The 18198-nt window shown below is 71.7% G+C and carries 14 protein-coding genes, 1 tRNA gene and 3 pseudogenes; 10 read left to right on the top strand and 8 right to left on the bottom strand.

Annotated features, from left to right (window positions below):
• The first annotated feature begins 21 nt into the window (after positions 1–21).
• Together G7071_RS05010 and G7071_RS05005 are read left to right on the top strand one after the other, a co-directional pair.
• Positions 22–675, top strand: coding sequence for a nitroreductase family protein (locus tag G7071_RS05010; RefSeq protein WP_166320941.1), 654 nt, complete (start codon positions 22–24; stop codon positions 673–675).
• Positions 672–1148: a glutathione peroxidase gene (locus G7071_RS05005; RefSeq protein WP_166315674.1), complete on the top strand. Its 477-nt coding sequence runs from the start codon at positions 672–674 to the stop codon at positions 1146–1148. The genes G7071_RS05010 and G7071_RS05005 overlap by 4 nt, the downstream gene beginning before the upstream one ends.
• Positions 1149–1176: 28 nt before the next feature.
• Here the strand turns inward: G7071_RS05005 and G7071_RS05000 are convergent, their stop codons facing one another.
• Positions 1177–1467, bottom strand: coding sequence for a GNAT family N-acetyltransferase (locus G7071_RS05000; protein WP_166315671.1), 291 nt, complete (start codon positions 1465–1467; stop codon positions 1177–1179).
• Positions 1468–1523: 56 nt separating this feature from the next.
• Here G7071_RS05000 and G7071_RS04995 point away from each other — a divergent pair, with 56 nt between their 5' ends.
• Entirely contained in the window at positions 1524–2912 is a 1389-nt protein-coding gene (locus tag G7071_RS04995; RefSeq protein ID WP_166315668.1) for an NAD-dependent malic enzyme, read from the top strand.
• Between the two features lie 18 nt (positions 2913–2930).
• On the opposite strand, the gene G7071_RS04990 is transcribed toward G7071_RS04995, so the two are convergent.
• Entirely contained in the window at positions 2931–4997 is a 2067-nt protein-coding gene (locus tag G7071_RS04990) for an MMPL family transporter (RefSeq protein WP_166315665.1), read from the bottom strand.
• Between the two features lie 70 nt (positions 4998–5067).
• On the opposite strand from G7071_RS04990, the gene G7071_RS04985 reads away from it, so the two are divergent.
• Positions 5068–5607, top strand: coding sequence for a MarR family winged helix-turn-helix transcriptional regulator (locus tag G7071_RS04985; protein WP_166315662.1), 540 nt, complete (start codon positions 5068–5070; stop codon positions 5605–5607).
• Here G7071_RS04985 and ppgK read toward each other — a convergent pair.
• Positions 5570–6316, bottom strand: coding sequence for a polyphosphate--glucose phosphotransferase (ppgK, locus tag G7071_RS04980; protein WP_166315659.1), 747 nt, complete (start codon positions 6314–6316; stop codon positions 5570–5572). The two genes, G7071_RS04985 and ppgK, sit on opposite strands and share 38 nt — an antisense overlap.
• A gap of 44 nt (positions 6317–6360) precedes the next feature.
• Positions 6361–6639, bottom strand: coding sequence for a dienelactone hydrolase family protein (locus G7071_RS04975; RefSeq protein ID WP_166315656.1), 279 nt, complete (start codon positions 6637–6639; stop codon positions 6361–6363).
• A 428-nt stretch (positions 6640–7067) separates the two neighbouring features.
• Between G7071_RS04975 and G7071_RS19585 the strand changes: the two genes are divergently transcribed.
• Complete coding sequence (locus G7071_RS19585; protein ID WP_206062908.1) at positions 7068–8513, top strand: fatty acid desaturase; 1446 nt, start codon at positions 7068–7070, stop codon at positions 8511–8513.
• Positions 8514–8543: 30 nt separating this feature from the next.
• Here the strand turns inward: G7071_RS19585 and G7071_RS04965 are convergent, their stop codons facing one another.
• The 4 genes and pseudogenes from G7071_RS04965 to G7071_RS04955 all read right to left on the bottom strand — a co-directional run bounded on the left by G7071_RS04965 (position 8544) and on the right by G7071_RS04955 (position 11737).
• Positions 8544–10283 carry a selenocysteine-specific translation elongation factor gene (locus G7071_RS04965; protein WP_166315653.1) on the bottom strand — a complete coding sequence of 580 codons (1740 nt, stop codon included), beginning with the start codon at positions 10281–10283 and terminating at the stop codon, positions 8544–8546.
• A 140-nt stretch (positions 10284–10423) separates the two neighbouring features.
• Positions 10424–10801: pseudogene (locus G7071_RS19940) on the bottom strand (hypothetical protein); the annotation flags it as partial.
• A gap of 119 nt (positions 10802–10920) precedes the next feature.
• A pseudogene (locus G7071_RS19935) lies at positions 10921–11631 on the bottom strand (L-seryl-tRNA(Sec) selenium transferase); the annotation flags it as partial.
• Positions 11632–11642: 11 nt separating this feature from the next.
• Positions 11643–11737: transfer RNA gene (locus G7071_RS04955), tRNA-Sec, on the bottom strand.
• Positions 11738–11766: 29 nt separating this feature from the next.
• Here G7071_RS04955 and selD point away from each other — a divergent pair.
• From selD to nrfD, 5 genes and pseudogenes are all read left to right on the top strand, one after another.
• Positions 11767–12768, top strand: coding sequence for a selenide, water dikinase SelD (gene selD, locus G7071_RS04950; protein ID WP_166315650.1), 1002 nt, complete (start codon positions 11767–11769; stop codon positions 12766–12768).
• 93 nt (positions 12769–12861) lie between these two features.
• Positions 12862–13431 (top strand): dehydrogenase, encoded by a 570-nt coding sequence (locus G7071_RS20080; protein ID WP_166315647.1) that lies wholly within the window; start codon positions 12862–12864, stop codon positions 13429–13431.
• A 12-nt stretch (positions 13432–13443) separates the two neighbouring features.
• A pseudogene (gene fdh / locus G7071_RS04940) lies at positions 13444–16215 on the top strand (formate dehydrogenase); the annotation flags it as partial.
• A complete protein-coding gene (locus tag G7071_RS04935) occupies positions 16212–17135 on the top strand; it encodes a 4Fe-4S dicluster domain-containing protein (protein WP_166315642.1) in 924 nt (307 codons plus the stop codon). The pseudogene fdh and the gene G7071_RS04935, both read left to right, overlap by 4 nt.
• Before the next feature lie 2 nt (positions 17136–17137).
• Positions 17138–18169, top strand: coding sequence for an NrfD/PsrC family molybdoenzyme membrane anchor subunit (nrfD, locus tag G7071_RS04930; RefSeq protein WP_206062906.1), 1032 nt, complete (start codon positions 17138–17140; stop codon positions 18167–18169).
• The last annotated feature ends 29 nt before the right edge of the window (positions 18170–18198 follow it).

Below are 18198 nucleotides of genomic sequence, written 5' to 3'. Positions count from 1 at the left end.
ATCCGGATACTGGTTGCCGTGATGAGCAGCGAGGGTCCGCAGGCACCCCGACCGGGCGCCGAAGGCCTCTCCGAACCGCTGCGGTCGAGGTGGAGCCCCAGTGTGTATGACGACCAGCACACGTTGTCCCGCGCTGAGATCGACCTCCTGCTCGCCGCCGCGCAGTGGGCTCCGTCGGCCGGCAACTCGCAACCGTGGGTGTTCTTCGTCTGCGAGCGCGGCTCGGCCAACCACGCCAGGCTCGTCGCGCGACTGAGCCGCGGGAACTCGGGCTGGGTGCCGCGTGCCTCGGTCGTCTTCGTCACCGCGGCGCAGGTCCGCACCGGCGACGAGGACGACGCACCTGCCTACAGCGACTACGCCCTCTATGACGTCGGCCAGGCCGCAGCACACCTCACCCTGCAGGCGCGGACCATGGGGTTGCACGCCCACCAGTTCGCCGGCTTCGACCACGAGGGCCTCGCCAGCGACCTCGAGCTGCCTGCCACCCACGTGCTGCTCACCGGCGTCGCCGTCGGGATGCAGGGCGACCCGTCGACGGTCGACGAGCGGACCGCCGCCCGCGACCACAAGGCGCGTGTCCGCCGAGGGCTGGACGAGATCGCGCGGGCCGGTGCCTGGCAGGAGAGCTGGCGACCAATCCGGATCGGCACCCCTGACGAAGGACAGACATGACGACGATCGAGGACTTCTCCGCACGAGCCATCGACGGGACCGAGACCGACCTGTCGGCATACGCAGGCCAGGTCGTGCTCGTGGTCAACACGGCGTCGCAGTGCGGGCTCACCGGTCAGTACAAGGGGCTGCAGGAGCTGCAGGACGAGTACGGCGACCAGGGGTTCACCGTCCTGGGCTTCCCGTGCGACCAGTTCGCCAACCAGGAGCCGGGTGACGAGGACGAGATCGCGACCTTCTGCGAGCGCAACTTCGGCGTCGACTTCCCGCTCTTCGCCAAGGTCGACGTCAACGGCAAGGACGCCCACCCGCTCTTCGAGTGGCTGCGCTCGGAGAAGGGCGGGCTGCTCGGCGGACGGATCAAGTGGAACTTCACCAAGTTCCTGGTCGGCCGCGACGGCACGGTCATCTCGCGGCACTCGCCGACCACCGAGCCGGCCAAGCTGGCCAAGGAGATCGAGAAGGCGCTCTGAGCGGGCGCGACGGGGTCAGACGACGGGGTCAGACGACGAGGTCGGCGTATTCCTCGTGGCGCTCGATGTAGCCCTTGATGAAGGTGCACTCGGGCTTGACCTTGAGGCCCTGGTCGCGGGCGGAGTCGAGGGCGAAGCGGGCGAGCTTGCTGCCCAGCCCCTGTCCGTCGTGACCGTCCTCGATGACGGTGTGCGGCATCGTGGCGACACCGTCTGAGGTCGAGTATTGGGCGAAGCCCGCCACGTCGTCGCCGACGAGGATCTCGAAGCGGCCGGCCTCGGGGTTGTCGCGCAGGGTGGTCTCGGGGGTCTGTGTCATGAGACCAAACCTAGGTGACTTGCCCGTAACCCGCGCGGGGGAGCAAGGTCGCTCCCATGGCCGCCACCGCTTCGTCCTACTCGATCACCATGCGCCTGCACACGGCGCCCGACCACGGGGTCCTCGGCACCGTGGCCACCACCATCGCGGCGGGAGGGGGCATCGTCACCGCGATCGACGTGGCCGAGTCACGCCACGACCGGATCGTCCTCGACGTCACGTGCTCGGCCGCTGACCAGGACCACTCGCAGGAGCTCGTCGCAGCGGTCGAGGCGATCGACGGGGTGGTGGTGCACAAGGTGTCCGACCGGACCTTCCTGCTGCACATCGGCGGCAAGATCAAGGTCGAGTCGAAGGTGCCGCTGCGCACCCGTGACGACCTGTCGATGGCCTACACGCCCGGCGTGGGCCGGGTCTCGATGGCGATCCACGACAACCCGGAGGACGTGCGCCGGCTGACGATCAAGGGCAACTCCGTCGCGGTCGTCACCGACGGCTCGGCGGTCCTGGGCCTGGGCAACATCGGTCCGGGTGCCGCGCTGCCGGTGATGGAGGGCAAGGCCGCGCTGTTCAAGCGCTTCGCCGACATCGACGCCTGGCCGATCTGCCTGGACTCCCAGGACACCGACGAGATCGTGCGTGCGGTCGAGATGATCGCGCCCGGCTTCGGCGGCATCAACCTCGAGGACATCGCCGCACCCCGCTGCTTCGAGATCGAGCGTCGCCTGTGTGAGTCGCTCGACATCCCGGTCTTCCACGACGACCAGCACGGCACCGCCATCGTGGTGCTGGCGGCCCTGACCAACGCCCTGCGCTGGGTGGAGAAGCCGTTGCAGGAGGCGCGGATCGTGGTCGCCGGCGCCGGAGCGGCTGGTACGGCGATCGTCACCCTGCTGCTCGCCGCCGGAGCCCACGACGTGGTCGTCGTCGACCGGGAGGGTGCGCTCACGGCCGGCGACGATTCGCTGCCGCCCGCCCAGGCCGAGCTCGCCGGGGTGACCAACCCGCGCGGCGCGACGGGTTCGCTGCGCGAGGTGCTCGTCGGGGCCGACGTCTTCATCGGCGTGAGCGCGCCGGGGGTGCTCCAGCCCGAGTGGATCGCGGACATGGCCGAACGGTCGATCGTCTTCGCGCTGGCCAATCCCGACCCCGAGGTCGACCCGGCTGCGGCGGCGGAGCACGCGGCCGTGGTCGCGAGCGGGCGCTCGGACTATCCCAACCAGATCAACAACGTGCTGGCCTTCCCGGGGGTGTTCCGCGGGCTCCTCGACGCGCGGGCCGAGGACGTCAGCGTCGACATGCTGCTGCGGGCGGCCAAGGCGATCGCCGAGGTCGTCACCGACGAGGAGCTCAACGCGCAATACATCATCCCCAGCGTCTTCCACGCCGACGTCGCCAAGCACGTCGCGGCGGCGATCAGTGGCAAGGCCCCCCACGAGCACTGACCGCCCGCCGCCGCACGGTCAGCCGATCACTCGCCGGGGCCACCAGAACCTGTCGCCCAGCCAGAAGGCCAGCGCCGGCACCAGGACGGTGCGCACGACGAGGGTGTCGAGCAGGACCCCGATGCAGATCACGGTGCCGAGCTGAGCCAGCACCACCAGCGGCAGGACGCCCAGGACGGCGAACACCGCCGCGAGGAGGATGCCCGCACTGGTGATGACACCGCCCGTGGCGGACAGTGCGCGCAGCATCCCGACGCGCGAACCGTGCTCGCGCGCCTCCTCGCGGGCCCGGGTCACCAGGAAGATGTTGTAGTCGACGCCAAGAGCGACCAGGAACAAGAACGCGAGCAGCGGAACCCCGTTGTCGAGGCCCTCGAAGTCGAGCAACCGGGTGAAGACCCACCAGGAGATCCCCATGCTCGCGGCATAGGTCGCCAGCACGGTCGCCACCAGCAGCAGGGGCGCCACGACCGCCCGCAGGAGCACGAGCAGCGAGGCCAGCACCAGGGCCAGGATCAGCGGCAGGATCAGCAGTCGGTCGCGGGCCGCGCTGTCGGCCTCGTCGAGGCTCTCGGCCTCGGTGCCGGTCACGTGCGTGTCCGCGAACGGCTCGAGCGACTCCCGCAGGGCGAGGACCGCGTCGCGTGACTCGTCGGTGCCCGCGGCTGCGCCGAGGACGACGTCGATCTGCGTCACCCCGGCCCCCTGCGAGCTGACGGCCGAACGCTGCACGCCGGGGACGTCGGCCACCGCGGCCAGCACGTCGTCGGCAGGAGCACGGGTCATCACCTGGGCCGGGTCGGACACCCCGGCCGGGAACGACTCGCCGAGGCGGTCCGCGGCCGCGATGGCCTCCGGCCGGTCGAGGAACTGGTCGGCCTGGTCGAGGCCGGTGTCGATGCGCAGCACGCCGGATGCCATCACCGCGAGGACGACCAGGGTCCCGGTCACGAACGCGACCGGGCGGCGCGCCACGAGGGTGCCGATGCGGTGCCAGGACGAGTTGGTGTCGACCAGGCCGGGCTCGCCGACCCGGGGTGCGCGCGGCCAGAAGACCCAGCGACCGAAGAGCACGAGCGCGGCCGGGAGCACCACGAGCACGAAGGCGGCGGCGACGACGATGCCGATGGCACACGCCAGACCCAGGCCGCGCGTCGCCGGCACGACCGAGAGCAACAGCGTCAACAGGCCCAGCACCACGGTGGTGGCGCTGGCGAGGACGGGCTCGGCCGTTCGGCGTACGGCGATGCTCATCGCCACGTGACGGGACTCGTGGACCTTCAGCTCGTCGCGATAGCGCGAGATGAGCAGCAGGGCGTAGTTGGTGCCGGCTCCGAAGACCAGCACCGACAAGATGCCCACGGTCGACTCGTCCCAGGCGACGTCGAGCAGCGCCAGCACCTGGGTGGCGACCACGGCAGCCAGCCGGTCGGCGACGCCGACCACCGTGAGCGGGATGAGCCACAGGACCGGGCTGCGATAGGTCAGCAGCAGCAACAGCGCCACGACCCCGGCAGTGACCAGCAGCAGGTCGGTGTCGGCGCCCTGGAAGACGGCGGCCAGATCGGCCTGGATGGCGGCCGGCCCGGTCACCTGGCTGGTGAGCCCGCTCGGCTCGTCCTCACTGAGCTGGGCGCGCAGCTCCGTGACGAGGTCGGCGTTCTGCGTGGCCGAGGTGGACTCGATCGGGACGACCGCGATGGCCGCCGTCCCGTCCTCGGAGAGCGTCACCGGGCCCGCCGGACCGGAGGGCACGGCTCCGAGGGAGCCGGCCTGGCGGCCGAGGTCGGCGACGACGTCCTGGCCGAGGTCGCCCTCGTCGCTGGTCCACAGCACCACCGCGGCCGAGGAACCCTCGTCCGGGAGCTGGTCGCGCAGCTCGGCGCCGAGCGTGCTGTCGAAGCCCGCGGGCAGCTGGTCGAGGGGGCTACGGTCTCGCTCACCCTCGCCCAGGCCACCGATCAGCGCGCCGGCGAGGAGCAGGGGCAGGAGGGCCACGAGCCAGGCTGTGCGGCGTCCCAGCGCGGGAGAGATGCGGGCCTGGGGCCGGGATCGGGTGTCGGGCGCCTGCGTGTCCTGTGCCATGGGAAAGAGTGCTCCTCGGGGAAGGTGTGAGATATAGTTAAGCATATTAGTCACTAAGAAGGTGAAACACATGACCAGCAAGACCGGCACACCCGCTGGGGTCGCACCCGACCCCTGGGAGCAGACCGGCAGCCTGCTGGCGCTGCGCGAGTGCACCGAGAGCGCCGCTCGCGTGCGAGGTGCGGTCGCGCGCCGTGCCGGACTCAGCGAGTCGGAGGTCGGCGCTCTGCAGCACCTGATGTCCGAACCCCTCGGACCCGCCGAGCTCTCGCGCCGGCTGCGCGTCAGCACGGCTGCCGGCACCGGCATCGTGGACCGCCTGGCCGGTCACGGCCACGTGACGCGACAGGCGCATCCCGACGACCGCCGACGCACCCAGGTGCTCGTCACCGCGTCGGCGCGCGCGGAGGTCTTCGGCCTGATGTTCCCGATGCTCAGCGCGTTGCGTGAGCTGGACGCCTCCTTCGACGCCGACGAGCGCGCGGTGGTGGAGCGCTACCTGCGCGGTGCGGCCGCCGCGTTCCGCGAGATCACGGACCCGCCCGAGTCGCCCGAGTCGGAGCCCGGGACCGTCACCCCATCCGCGACGAGACCAGCGCAGCCCCGATGATCCCGGCCTTGTTGCGCAGCTCGGCCGCGACGATCGGGGTCTTGATGTCGATCAGGGGCAGGAACTTCTCGCTCGACTTGCTGACCCCGCCGCCCACGACGAAGAGCTGGGGCGAGAAGAGCCGCTCGACGGTGCGGTAGTAGGTCGTGAGCCGCTCGGCCCAGGCCTCGTAGGAGAGGCCTTCCTCCTCGCGGACCGAGTTGGCTGCGCGCGTCTCCGCGTCGTGACCGTCGATCTCGAGGTGGCCGAGCTCGGAGTTGGGGACCAGGACACCGTCGTATATCAGTGCGGAGCCGATCCCGGTGCCGAGCGTGGTCATGATGACCAGTCCACGTTGACCGCGCGCAGCGCCGTATTCGACCTCGGCCAGGCCCGCGGCGTCCGCGTCGTTGACGACGTGGACCTCGCGGCCCAGCGCCCGGGTGAAGACGGCGTCGGCGTCGGTGCCGATCCAGGCCGGGTCGATGTTGGCCGCGCTCTGCACCACTCCGTCGTGCACCACGCCGGGCACGGTGACGCCGACGGCCGACTGTGAGTCAGGGAAGCGGGCCACCAGCGTCTTGAAGACCTCCGCGACGGCGTCCGGCGTCGCCGGCCTGGGCGTGTTGATCTTCTCCCGGTCACCGGCGAAGTCGCCTGCTGACAGGTCGACCGGGGCCGCCTTGATCCCGGTTCCGCCGAAGTCGATGCCGATGGGGTGCTCGCTCATGGCTCCACCCTGCCCGAGTGGTGGGCGACGGGCCAACGCCGCCCTCAGCGGGCGATGAACTCCAGCAGTCGGGCGTAGAACTCCTCGGCCTCGGCCGGCTGGAACTCGTCAGGCAGCTCCGGGTCGTTGAACAGGTGGCCGGAGCCGGGGTAGGTGAAGGCCTCCACGACTCCGCCGGCCTGCTCGACGTCGCTGCGGAACTCCGCGGCGACCTCCGGCCCGTCGTCGAAGGGGTCGTCCGCGGTGGCGTGCACCTGCACCGGCACGCCGGGCGGCCACTGCGCCTCGAGGAACCGCATCGGCAGGGCACCGCCGACCAGCACCAGCCCCGGACGTCGTCCGGCCGCTGGCTGGCGACGAACTGCGCCATACCTGCTCCGTTGGAGAAGCCGACGCCGAAGAAGGGGCCGTCGACCTCGGACGCGCTCACGGCGGCGCTCATCAGGGCCGGGAAGCCGATCGCCTTCATGTGGGCCATCGCCGGCTCGTAGGTGTCGAAGGTGAGGCCGTCGTACTGGTCGACGACGACGGGGGTGTGGCCGGCGGCGCGCAGCCGGTCGGCGGTGTCGGTGATGCCGGCGCGGATGCCGAGGACGGAGTGGAAGACGACGACGGTAGCCATGGCCCGACGCTAGCGCGACGAGCGGACAGGACTGGTCCGCCTCTCGAGCCCTGCGAAAATTGCCCCTTGCCAGGTCGCTTTACAAGTCCTATGGTTTTGTAAACCTCGACGGCAGGAAGGCCCCAACAGATGAGCCTGAGCGAATCGATGAGTGGCACGGTCCCCGCAGGATCGACCGACGGCTGGCGCGATCGGAAGCGCTATCTGTGGCTGATCGGGCTGGTCGTGCCGAGCCTGGCGTTCGTGGCCATGGGTGGGTATGTCGCCACCGGCTGGCCGATCTGGTTCTGGGTCGGCCCGATCGTCATCCTGCTGGTGGTCCCGGCCATCGACCTGTTGACCGGGCTGGACCGCTCCAACCCGCCGGACGACGTGATCGAGGCCCTCGAGGCCGATCGCTACTACCGCTGGATCACGTATGCGTTCCTGCCGATCCAGTACGCCGGGTTCGTCGGCGCGATGGCGGTCGCGGCCGGCTGGGACGTCTTCGGACTCCTCGGCGAACCGCTCGGCACGCTGGACAAGATCGGGCTGGCCGTCTCCATCGGCTGCATCGGCGGGATCGGGATCAACACCGCCCACGAGCTCGGCCACAAGAAGGAGGCCAACGAGCGCTGGCTGTCCAAGGTCGCGCTGGCGCAGGTCGCCTACGGCCACTTCTACATCGAGCACAACCGCGGCCACCACGTCCGGGTCGCGACGCCCGAGGACCCCGCCAGCAGCCGGCTGGGGGAGAGCTTCTATGCATTCTGGCCGCGCACGGTCCTCGGCTCGCTCAAGTCGGCCTGGCGGCTGGAGAAGCGCCGCTATGCCCGCAAGAAGCAGCACCCGTTCCGTCTGGGCAACGACGTCCTCAACGCATGGCTGATGACGGCGGTGCTCTGGGGCGCGCTCATCGCCTGGCTCGGGGTCGGCATCACGCCATACCTGCTCATCCAGGCGGTCGTCGGCTTCTCGCTGCTCGAGGTCGTCAACTACATGGAGCACTACGGGATGTTGCGGCAGAAGGTCGGCGTCGGCGAGCGACAGCGCTACGAGCGCGTCCTGCCGAGCCACAGCTGGAACTCCAACAACATCGCCACCAACGTGCTGCTCTACCACCTGCAGCGCCACAGCGACCACCACGCCAACCCGACCCGGCGCTACCAGGCGCTGCGCGACTTCGAGGAGTCGCCGGTGCTCCCGACCGGCTATGCCGGGATGATCGTGCTGGCCATCGTCCCGGCCGTGTGGCGGCGCGTGATGGACCAGCGGGTCGTGGACCACTTCGGTGGTGACGTCACCCTGGCCAACATCAGCCCCCGAAAGCGCGAGACCTATCTGCGGCGCTACCCCGCGCCCGGGGTGGACGGGCGCGAGCTGCGTGAGGACGAGACGCCCGGGCTGCTCGCCGACGAGGTGCTCGCCGCGCGGTGCCCCGGGTGTGGCTATGCCTACGACGTGGCCGCCGGGGACGAGCACGAGGGCTTCGCGGCCGGCACGGCGTGGGCCGACATCCCCGTCGACTGGTGCTGCCCGGACTGCGGCGTGCGGGAGAAGGCCGACTTCGTGCCGATGGAGCCGGCGACGCGCTGACAGGCCCAGCTCGGCTCGGCTCAGGGCGGCTCAGCCCAGCCGGCGGCGGTCGTCGGGCAGCCGGACGGTCCGGCCCGCCCGGTCGAGCCGGTCGAGCAGCGGCAGGACCACGCGACGGCTGGTGCCCAGGGACTGCCGGGCGGCACTCGTCGTGAACGGCTGGTCCAGCGTCTGCAGTCGAGACACCGCCTCGTCGGCCGCGTCCGGGAGCAGCACGATCCCCGGTGCGACGCGCCACAGCAGCCCCGCCCGCTCGGCCGCGGCGAGCGCGCGTTCGTCGAGCCCGAGCTCGCGCAGCCGGTCGGCGGTCGGAGCGGCGAACGGGGCGTCGGCCAGCTCCCGCTGCACCGTGGCGACCGACGCAGCGATCGACGGGGGCAGGCCGTCCGTCCCCGGCCCTCGCACCCGACCGTCGACCACGCGCAGCGGGGGTCGCACGAGCGCCTCGGCGATCTCGCCCGCCGGCACGCCGAGTCGCGTGGCCAGCACCGACACGGGGACCGCTGGGTCGAGCGGGTGCTGCCGGGCGTGGGCCTCGACGAGCTCCGGCAGCCGTCGCGCCAGCGCCTCGGCCGCGCCGCGACCGACCAGCCAGGGCCCGACGACGAGGTGGTCGCCGTCGGTGAGAGGTATGCCGAGCTGCTGCACCCGGTCCCGGTGGGCGACCCCGCGGCGGGCGAGCTCGTCGTCCAGCCGCGGCGTGCCGTCGGCGGAGGCCAGGACCTCGGCGCGGCGGGCGGCGGCCCCTCGACGCCGCAGCCGGGGTGGGTCGGGGTCGAGGACGTCAACCCGCCACACGGTCCGCCGGCCGGGGTCGCGCAGGAGGCACCGGTCGCCGATGCGCAGCGGCAGGGGACGTTCGAGGCTCAGCCGGGCGATGCCCGGCCCCATCGGGCGGTGCCGCACCGCCAGGTCCGCGGCACCGATGTGGAGCCGGGGATTGAGCGGCGGGTCGTTCGGGCCGGTGACGCGCACGTCGACGACCGAGGTGTGGTGCCACGCTCCCGCGGTGGTCAGGACACTGCCGCGGGTGAGGTCGTCGACGTCGCCGGTGAGGTTGAGCGCGACCCGGGCGACCCCGCTGACGGCCGACTCCTCGCGCTCGAGGGCCTGCACGCCGCGCACCCGCACGACGCGGCCGTCGCCGGCCAGCACGTCACCGACCCGCACCGTCCCGGCAGGCAGCGTGCCGGTGACCACGGTGCCGGCGCCGCGGACGGTGAAGCGCCTGTCGACCCACAGCCGCACGGCCGCGTCCGGGTCGGGGGTGGGAAGGCCGGCCACCATGGTGACCAGCGCCGAACGCAGGTCGTCGAGCCCGGCCCCGGTGCGCCCGCTGAGACTGATGACCGGCGCGCCCGCGAGCGTCGTCGCGGTGATCTCGGCACGTGCCCGGGCGACGGCCGGGCCCGGGTCGGCCAGGTCGCTGCGGGTCACCGCGACCACGCCGTGCGAGACCCCGAGCGCGTCCAGGGCTGCGAGGTGCTCCGCGGTCTGTGGCATCCACGGGTCGTCCGCGGCCACGACGAGCAGCGCGGCAGGCACCGGGCCGACCCCGGAGAGCATCGTCGTGACGAACCGCTCGTGCCCGGGCACGTCCACGAACGCCACGTCCCCCACGCCGTCCAGCGCGGTCCAGCAATAGCCGAGCTCGATGGTCAGCCCGCGCCGGCGCTCCTCGGCCAGCCGGTCGGGATCGCTGCCGGTCAGCGCCCGGACGAGGGTGGACTTGCCGTGGTCGACGTGCCCGGCCGTGGCGACGACGTGCATCAGGCACCCTCAGCAGGGTGGCGAGCGTCGACTGCCCGTCGTATGGCGCCGGCCACCTCGGCGTCCTCCTCGGGGGCGACGGCGAACAGGTCGAGCAGCAGCCGGCCTCTCACCAGGCGGCCCACCACCGGCGGGTCGCCCGCACGCAGGGCGAGGGCCAGGTCGGTGGACACGTCGGGCGACAGGGCGACCGCACAGCTGGGCAGCGTGACACCGGGAGCACCCCCACCCCCGACCGCGCCGTCGGAGTCGATGACCTCCGCCCCGGCCTCCGGCGGGAGCGCGGCGGCGATGTCGCCGGCGCGGCGGCGCAGCGTCTCCACGTCGACCCCCAGGGCAGCGGCGACCGGCGACTCGGGGCCGGCCAGCGTCGCCTCGAGGGCAGCCAGGGTGAGCTTGTCGACGCGCAGGGCCCGGGCGAAGGGGTCGCGGCGCAGTCGCTCGACCAGCTCGGCGTCCCCCAGGAGCAGGCCGCACTGCGGTCCTCCGAGCAGCTTGTCGCCGGAGGCGGTGACCAGCGAGGCCCCGGCCCGCAGCGCGGTGGCCGCATCGGGCTCGTCGGGCAGCCGAGGGTGGGGACGAGCAGGCCGGACCCGATGTCGACGACCACCGGCACCCCGAGGGTGGCCAGCTCGGAGACCGACACCGAGGAGGTGAAGCCCTCGACCGTGAAGTTGGAGGGGTGCACCTTCAGCACGAAGGCCGTGTCGTCGTCGACCGCGGCGGCGTAGTCGGCCAGCCGCACCCGGTTGGTGGTCCCGACCTCGCGCAGGCGGGCACCGACCGACTCGAGCAGCTCGGGGATCCGGAACCCGTCGCCGATCTCCACCAGCTCACCGCGCGCGATCACCACGGTGCCGCCCTCGGTCGGCCGGGTCAGCACCCGGGTCACCAGGGCGAGGGCTGCGGCCCCGTTGTTGACGACGTGGACGGCCCCGGCGTCGGGCACCCGCGCAGCCAGCGCGGACAGGGCTCCGGCGCCGCGTCGTCCCCGCCGTCCGGTCGCCAGGTCGAGCTCGACGTCGGTGGCCCCCGCCGCCGTCCGCACCGCGTCGGTCGCGGCAGCGGACAACGGTGCCCGGCCGAGGTTGGTGTGCACCAGGACCCCGGTGGCGTTGATGACGCGGCGCAGCGTGGTGGCTGACGCGGGCAGCGCCGCCACCGCGTCGTCGGCGACCGACTCCGGGGCGACCAGCCCGGCGCGACAGCGCTCGAGCGCGTCGGCGACGGCCGTCCTGACCAACGAGGTGCCCAGCCGCAGCGCGGCCTCGCGCAGGCGTGGGTCGGCGAGCACGTGGTCGGTGCGGGGCGTGGCCCGCCTGGGATCCGGCACCGCACCCCTTCTCATCAAGAGACGTCTGGCGGAGGCGGACGGGAATCGAACCCGCCTGACCCAGGTGCTGGGCCACAGCGGTTTTGAGGACCGCGTCCGTCACCAGACGAGAACCGCCTCCGCCCCGGACTCTAGCCATAGGTTGGCTCCATGGACTCCCCCCTGAGGCTGACCCAGTTCGCGGCGGGCGGCGGCTGCGCGTGCAAGGTCCCACCCGGCGAGCTGGAGCGGGTGCTCGGCCGGCTGGGTCGCGGCCGGGCGGGTGGTGACCTGCTGGTGGGCCTCGACGACGGTGATGATGCCGCCGCCGTACGCATCCATCCGGCTCCCGACGGGAGCGGTCGCGCGGTGATCGCGACGGCCGACTTCTTCACGCCGGTCGTCGACGACCCCTACACCTTCGGCCGGATCGCCGCGGCCAACGCGATGTCGGACGTCTATGCCATGGGCGGCACCCCGGTCGTGGCGGTCAACCTGCTCGGCTGGCCCCGCGACCGGATCCCCTTCGACGTCGCCGCGGAGGTGCTCCGCGGCGGTGACGACGCCTGCGCCGAGGCGGGCGCCTTCCTCGCCGGCGGCCACAGCATCGACGACCCGGAGCCGAAGTACGGACTCGCGGTCACCGGCATGGCCGACCCCGACCGGCTGCTGCGCAACGACGCTGCCCAGGCGGGGATGCCGCTGACCTTGACCAAGCCGATCGGGCTGGGTGTCCTCAACAACCGGCACAAGGCGACGGGGGAGTGGTTCGAGGAGGCGGTCGCAGTGATGACCGCCCTCAACGACGACGCGAGCCGGGCGGCGCTGGCGGCAGGCGCGCGAGCCGCCACCGACGTCACCGGCTTCGGCCTGCTCGGACACCTGATGAAGATGATGCGCGCGAGCGGCACGACAGCGGTGATCGAGGCGTCGGCAGTCCCCTACGTCGAGGGCGCACGGTCCTCGTTCGCCGAGGGGTTCGTGCCGGGCGGGAGCCGGCGCAACCTCGACTGGGTCCGGCCGTATGTCGATGCGTCGGTCGACGACGACGAGCTGGTCCTGCTCGCCGACGCCCAGACCTCCGGCGGGCTCCTGGTGGTCGGCGAGCTGCCGGGACACCCGGTCATCGGCGAGGTCGTCGCGAATCGCGAGCACGCTCTGGTCGTCCGCTGACAGCGCGAATCACCTCACCCCATCGGGCGGTGGACGGTCCCGTCCGACATCCGTAGTGTCGTGGGTCACACCGCATGGAGCAGGGGGTCGCCAATGTCAGGGTCTCGGTCCTTCCTCCCTTGGCCGCTGCTGCGCCAGCTCACCGGCGGCGACATCCTCGGCCGCGGCGCGGCGGTCCGCTCCCGCCGTACGGACGAGGTCGAACCCCGGACCACCACGGCGGACAGGGTCGCCAAGAGCGTCTGCCCCTACTGCGCCGTCGGCTGTGCGCAGAAGGTGTTCGTCAAGGACGAGAAGGTCGTGCAGATCGAGGGCGACCCCGACTCGCCCGTCAACCGCGGTCGGTTGTGCCCCAAGGGCTCGGCGAGCAAGAACCTGGTGACCAGCGACCTGCGCCAGACCAAGGTCCGCTATCGCCGGCCCTTCGCCACCGAGTGGGAGGACCTCGACCTCCACGCGGCGATGGACATGATCGCCGACCGCGTGGTCAAGACCCGCCGCGACTTCTGGCAGGAGCAGGACGAGAAGGGTCGCCGCGTCCGCCGCACGATGGGGATCGCGAGCCTCGGCGGCGCCACGCTGGACAACGAGGAGAACTACCTCATCAAGAAGCTCTTCACCGCGATGGGCGCGATCCAGATCGAGAACCAGGCGCGGATATGACACTCCGCCACCGTCCCCGGTCTGGGGACCAGCTTCGGTCGCGGCGGCGCCACAGGGTTCCAGCAGGACCTCGCCAACGCTGACTGCATCATCATCCAGGGCTCCAACATGGCCGAGGCCCACCCCGTGGGCTTCCAGTGGGTCGTGGAGGCGAAGGAGCGCGGCGCCCGGGTGATCCATGTCGACCCGCGCTTCACCCGCACGAGCGCGCTGGCCGACAAGCACGTGCCGATCCGGGTGGGCAGTGACATCGCCTTCCTCGGCGGCATCATCAGCTACGTCCTGGAGAACGGGCTCGACTTCCGCGACTACGTCGTCAACTACACCAACGCCGCGACGATCGTCAGCGACGACTACCTCGACACCGAGGACCTCGACGGCCTGTTCAGCGGGTTCGACGCCGAGAAGCGCGCCTACGACCCGACGAGCTGGCAGTACGCCCCCGAGGACGGACCCGGCGAGCAGAGCCAGGCCCAGGTCGACAGCTCCGAGGAGCAGTCGGACAACCGCGAGACCGCGGCCGGGATGCAGCACGAGGCGCACGGCATGCAGGTCGACGCCCAGCCGAGGCGCGACGAGACGCTCCAGGACCCCAACTGCGTCTATCAGGTGCTTCGGCGCCACTTCTCGCGCTACACCCCCGAGATGGTCGAGAAGACATGTGGTGTCTCCCAGGCCGACTTCCTCGAGGTGTGCCGAGCATGGACCGAGAACTCGGGACGCGAGCGCACCACGGCGCTGGTCTACAGCGTCGGCTGGACCCAGCACAGCGTCGGCGTGCAATACATCCGCGCCGGCGCGATCCTCCAGCTCCTGCTGGGCAACATGGGACGGCCCGGCGGCGGGATCATGGCGTTGCGCGGGCACGCCAGCATCCAGGGCTCCACCGACATCCCGACCCTGTTCAACATCCTTCCGGGCTATCTCCCGATGCCCAACCCCGACGACCACGCGAGCCTGGACGACTGGGTGAGCAGCGTCCGCAACCCCGGGAGCAAGGGCTTCTGGTCCAAGGCCGACGCCTACGCCATCAACCTGCTCAAGGCCTACTGGGGCGACGCGGCGACGCCCGAGAACGACTTCTGCTTCGACTACCTGCCCAAGATCACGGGCGACCACGGCACCTATCGCACCGTGCTCGACATGATCGACGGCAAGGTCAAGGGCTACTTCCTGCTCGGCCAGAACCCCGCTGTCGGCTCGGCCCACGGTCGGGCGCAGCGACTCGGGATGGCCAACCTCGACTGGCTGGTCGTGCGCGACCTGTTCGAGATCGAGAGCGCCACGTTCTGGAAGGACTCCCCCGAGGTGGAGACCGGGGAGATCGTGACGCAGGAGTGCGCAACCGAGGTCTTCCTCTTCCCGGCTGCCTCCCACGTGGAGAAGGAGGGCACCTTCACCCAGACGCAGCGGATGCTGCAGTGGCGCGAGAAGGCGGTCGAGCCGCCGGGCGACGCCCGCTCGGAGCTGTGGTTCTTCTACCACCTCGGCCGCCTCGTCCGGGAGCGGCTGGCCGACTCGGGCGACGACCGCGACCGGCCCGTCCTCGACCTCGCCTGGGACTACCCCCTGCACGGGGAGGGGGTGGCCCCGGGGTGGGGCGAGCCGAGCGCCGAGGCGGTGCTCAAGGAGATCAACGGCTACGAGGTGGCGACCGGTCGCCCGCTGTCGTCGTTCCTCGAGATGAAGGCCGACGGCTCGACCCTCGGCGGCTGCTGGATCTATTCGGGTGTCTTCGCCGACGGGGTCAACCAGGCGGCGCGTCGCAAGTCGCGCCACGAGCAGTCCGACGTCGCCCCCGAGTGGGGCTGGGCGTGGCCGCTCAACCGCCGCATCCTCTACAACCGGGCGTCCGCCGACCCCGAGGGCAAGCCGTGGAGCGAGCGCAAGGCCTATGTCTGGTGGGACCCCGAGCTCGGCGAGAACGGCGAGTGGACCGGGCACGACGTGCCCGACTTCGAGAAGACGAAGCCGCCGTCCTATCGCGCACCGGCAGGCGCTGACGGGGTCGCCGGGATCGAGGGCATCGACCCGTTCATCATGCAGGGCGACGGCAAGGGAGCCCTCTACGTCCCGCAGGGCCTGATCGACGGTCCGATGCCGACCCACTACGAGCCGGTCGAGTCGCCGTTCCGCAACCCGATCTATGGCCAGCAGGCCAACCCCACGCGGAAGGAATATCGCCGCAGCGACAACCGGATGAACCCGTCGCCGCCCGAGGAGCACTCCGAGGTGTTCCCGTTCGTCTTCACCACCAGCCGGCTCACCGAGCACCACACGGCCGGCGCGATGAGCCGCTATCTCGAGCACCTCGCCGAGCTCCAGCCGGAGATGTTCGTCGAGGTGTCGCCGGCGCTGGCGCAGGAGCGCGGCCTGGAGCACATGGGGTGGTGCCACGTCATCACGGCCCGCTCCGCCGTCGAGGGACGGGTGCTGGTCACCGAGCGGCTGCGGCCGCTGCGGGTCGAGGGGCGCACCGTCCACCAGGTGTGGATGCCCTACCACTGGGGCCAGGGCGGCCTGGTCAGCGGCGACTCGACCAACGACCTGTTCGGCATCTCCCTCGATCCCAACGTGCTCATCCAGGAGAGCAAGGTCGGGACCTGTGACGTCCAGCCGGGGCGGCGCCCGACCGGACCGGCGCTGCGGTCCTTCGTCGCCGACTACGCCCGGCGTGCCGGGGTGGACGACGACGTGCACGGACCGATCGTGACGGCGTCCGAGGCGGCCCAGACGCAGTCGGCGGTCGGCATCGACCGCACCGAGGAGGAGAGCGACCAGTGATCGGACGCAACAGCTTGTTCGGCCCCCTCGACCCGGCCCCCGATGCCGGATATGTCGATGCGCCGGCGCGCAAGGGGTTCTTCACCGACACCTCGGTGTGCATCGGCTGCAAGGCGTGCGAGGTCGCGTGCAAGGAGTGGAACGACGTCCCGGAGAACGCCTTCGCGATGCTCGGCACGTCCTACGACAACAGCCACTCCCTCAACGCCAACCAGTGGCGCCACGTCGCCTTCATCGAGAAGCAGGCCCCGACGCCTGCACCGACGCCGGAGCCCGTGTCGCTCGGGATGCCGTCCGTCGGTGCCCAGCCCAGCGACGTCGCGGACGAGGAGAAGCCGGACTTCCAGTGGCTGATGTCGTCGGACGTGTGCAAGCACTGCACCCATGCCGCCTGCCTCGACGTGTGCCCCACCGGTTCGCTGTTCCGCTCGGAGTTCGGCACCGTCGTGGTGCAGGACGACATCTGCAACGGCTGCGGCTACTGCGTGGCTGCCTGTCCCTATGGCGTCATCGACCGCCGCCGGGGCCCGGAGGGCGACCCCAAGGTGGGCATCGCCCAGAAGTGCACGCTCTGCTACGACCGGCTCAGCGACGGGCAGAAGCCGGCGTGCGCCCAGGCCTGCCCGACCGAGTCCATCCTGTATGGCGACGTCGACGAGCTGCGCCAGCGCGCCGACGAGCGGGTGGCGCTCCTCCACGAGCGCGGCATCATGGACGCGCGGCTCTATGGCAACGACCCCGACGACGGCGTCGGGGGGACCGGAGCCATGTTCCTGCTGCTCGACGAGCCGGAGGTCTATGGCCTGCCGCCCGACCCGGTCGTCACGACCAAGGACCTGCCGGCGATGTTCAACCGGGCCGGGATGGCTGCGACCGCGATGCTGGCCGGCGCCGCGCTGTCGTTCCTGAGGAGGCGGTGACGGTGCGACCACCCGACACCGCACAGGCCCACCACCACGGGGGCAGCCCCAGCCGGGCGCGCGGGAGCGGGCGCGGCGGCGACCGGGTGATGGTGCCCGAGGCCGACTTCACCTCCTACTACGGGCGCCCGATCGTCAAGCCCGCGCCGTGGGAGCACGACATCGCGATCTATCTCTTCACCGGCGGAGTCGCGGCGGGGAGCTCGATGCTCGCGGCGGGTGCCGACCTGACCGACCGGCCGGCGCTGCGCCGGGTGGGCAGGCTCGGGTCGCTGGTGAGCCTGGCGCTGAGCATGGGCGCGCTCGTGCACGACCTGGGCAAGCCGAGCAGGTTCATCAACATGCTGCGGGTGGCCAAGCTGACCTCGCCGATGTCGGTCGGCACCTGGATCCTCGCGCTGCACGGCCCGTTCGCGGCAGCGGCCTCGGCCGCCGAGGTGGTGGGCATGCTGCCGGCCCGCTGGCAGCGTGGTCCGCTGGGGATCCTGCTCGTCCTGGGTCGCCCCGCCGGGATCGTCGGCGCGCTGACCGCGCCCCCGGTCGCGGCCTACACCGCCGTGCTCCTGGCCGACACCGCCACCCCGGCGTGGCACTCGGCCTTCCGTGAGCTGCCCTTCGTGTTCTGCGGATCTGCCGCCGCGGCGTCGGGGGGGCTGGGACTCCTCGGGACGCCCGTCGACCAGGCCGGTCCTGCGCGCGCCTTCGCCGTGGGTGGCGCAGCCGTCGAGCTGGCGGCCGAGCGCCGTATGGAGCAGTCGATGGGGATCTCGGCCGAGACCCTGCACCAGGGGACGGCAGGCCGGTGGATGCGAGCGAGCATCGCCCTGACGGCGGCCGGGGCCGTCGGCGCGTTGGCCGGTCGTCGCAGCCGCGCGCTGTCGATGGCGTCGGGCGCGGCCCTGATGGCGGGCTCGCTGTGCACCCGCATGGGCGTCTTCGAGGCGGGCATCGCCTCGGCCAAGGACCCGAAGTACACCGTCGTTCCCCAGCGGGAGCGGGTGGATCGCGGAGAACAGGTGCGCTACCAGGGCTGAGACCCCCGGGCGGGCTGCCCGGGACGAGA

It is taken from the genome of Nocardioides piscis, from assembly GCF_011300215.1.
In the GTDB taxonomy this organism is placed as follows: Bacteria; Actinomycetota; Actinomycetes; order Propionibacteriales; family Nocardioidaceae; genus Nocardioides; species Nocardioides piscis.
Note: the sequence above shows the minus strand (reverse complement) of the source record. Positions and strands in the feature narration are given on the sequence as shown.

Excerpts from the sequence above, each read along its gene's own strand:
- G7071_RS05010 (WP_166320941.1), top strand. The coding sequence starts at position 22 with ATGAGCAGCGAGGGTCCGCAGGCACCCCGACCGGGCGCCGAAGGCCTC.
- G7071_RS05005 (WP_166315674.1), top strand. The coding sequence starts at position 672 with ATGACGACGATCGAGGACTTCTCCGCACGAGCCATCGACGGGACCGAG.
- G7071_RS05000 (WP_166315671.1), bottom strand. The coding sequence starts at position 1,467 with ATGACACAGACCCCCGAGACCACCCTGCGCGACAACCCCGAGGCCGGC.
- G7071_RS04995 (WP_166315668.1), top strand. The coding sequence starts at position 1,524 with ATGGCCGCCACCGCTTCGTCCTACTCGATCACCATGCGCCTGCACACG.
- G7071_RS04990 (WP_166315665.1), bottom strand. The coding sequence starts at position 4,997 with ATGGCACAGGACACGCAGGCGCCCGACACCCGATCCCGGCCCCAGGCC.
- G7071_RS04985 (WP_166315662.1), top strand. The coding sequence starts at position 5,068 with ATGACCAGCAAGACCGGCACACCCGCTGGGGTCGCACCCGACCCCTGG.
- ppgK (WP_166315659.1), bottom strand. The coding sequence starts at position 6,316 with ATGAGCGAGCACCCCATCGGCATCGACTTCGGCGGAACCGGGATCAAG.
- G7071_RS19585 (WP_206062908.1), top strand. The coding sequence starts at position 7,068 with ATGAGCCTGAGCGAATCGATGAGTGGCACGGTCCCCGCAGGATCGACC.
- G7071_RS04965 (WP_166315653.1), bottom strand. The coding sequence starts at position 10,283 with ATGCACGTCGTCGCCACGGCCGGGCACGTCGACCACGGCAAGTCCACC.
- selD (WP_166315650.1), top strand. The coding sequence starts at position 11,767 with ATGGACTCCCCCCTGAGGCTGACCCAGTTCGCGGCGGGCGGCGGCTGC.
- G7071_RS20080 (WP_166315647.1), top strand. The coding sequence starts at position 12,862 with ATGTCAGGGTCTCGGTCCTTCCTCCCTTGGCCGCTGCTGCGCCAGCTC.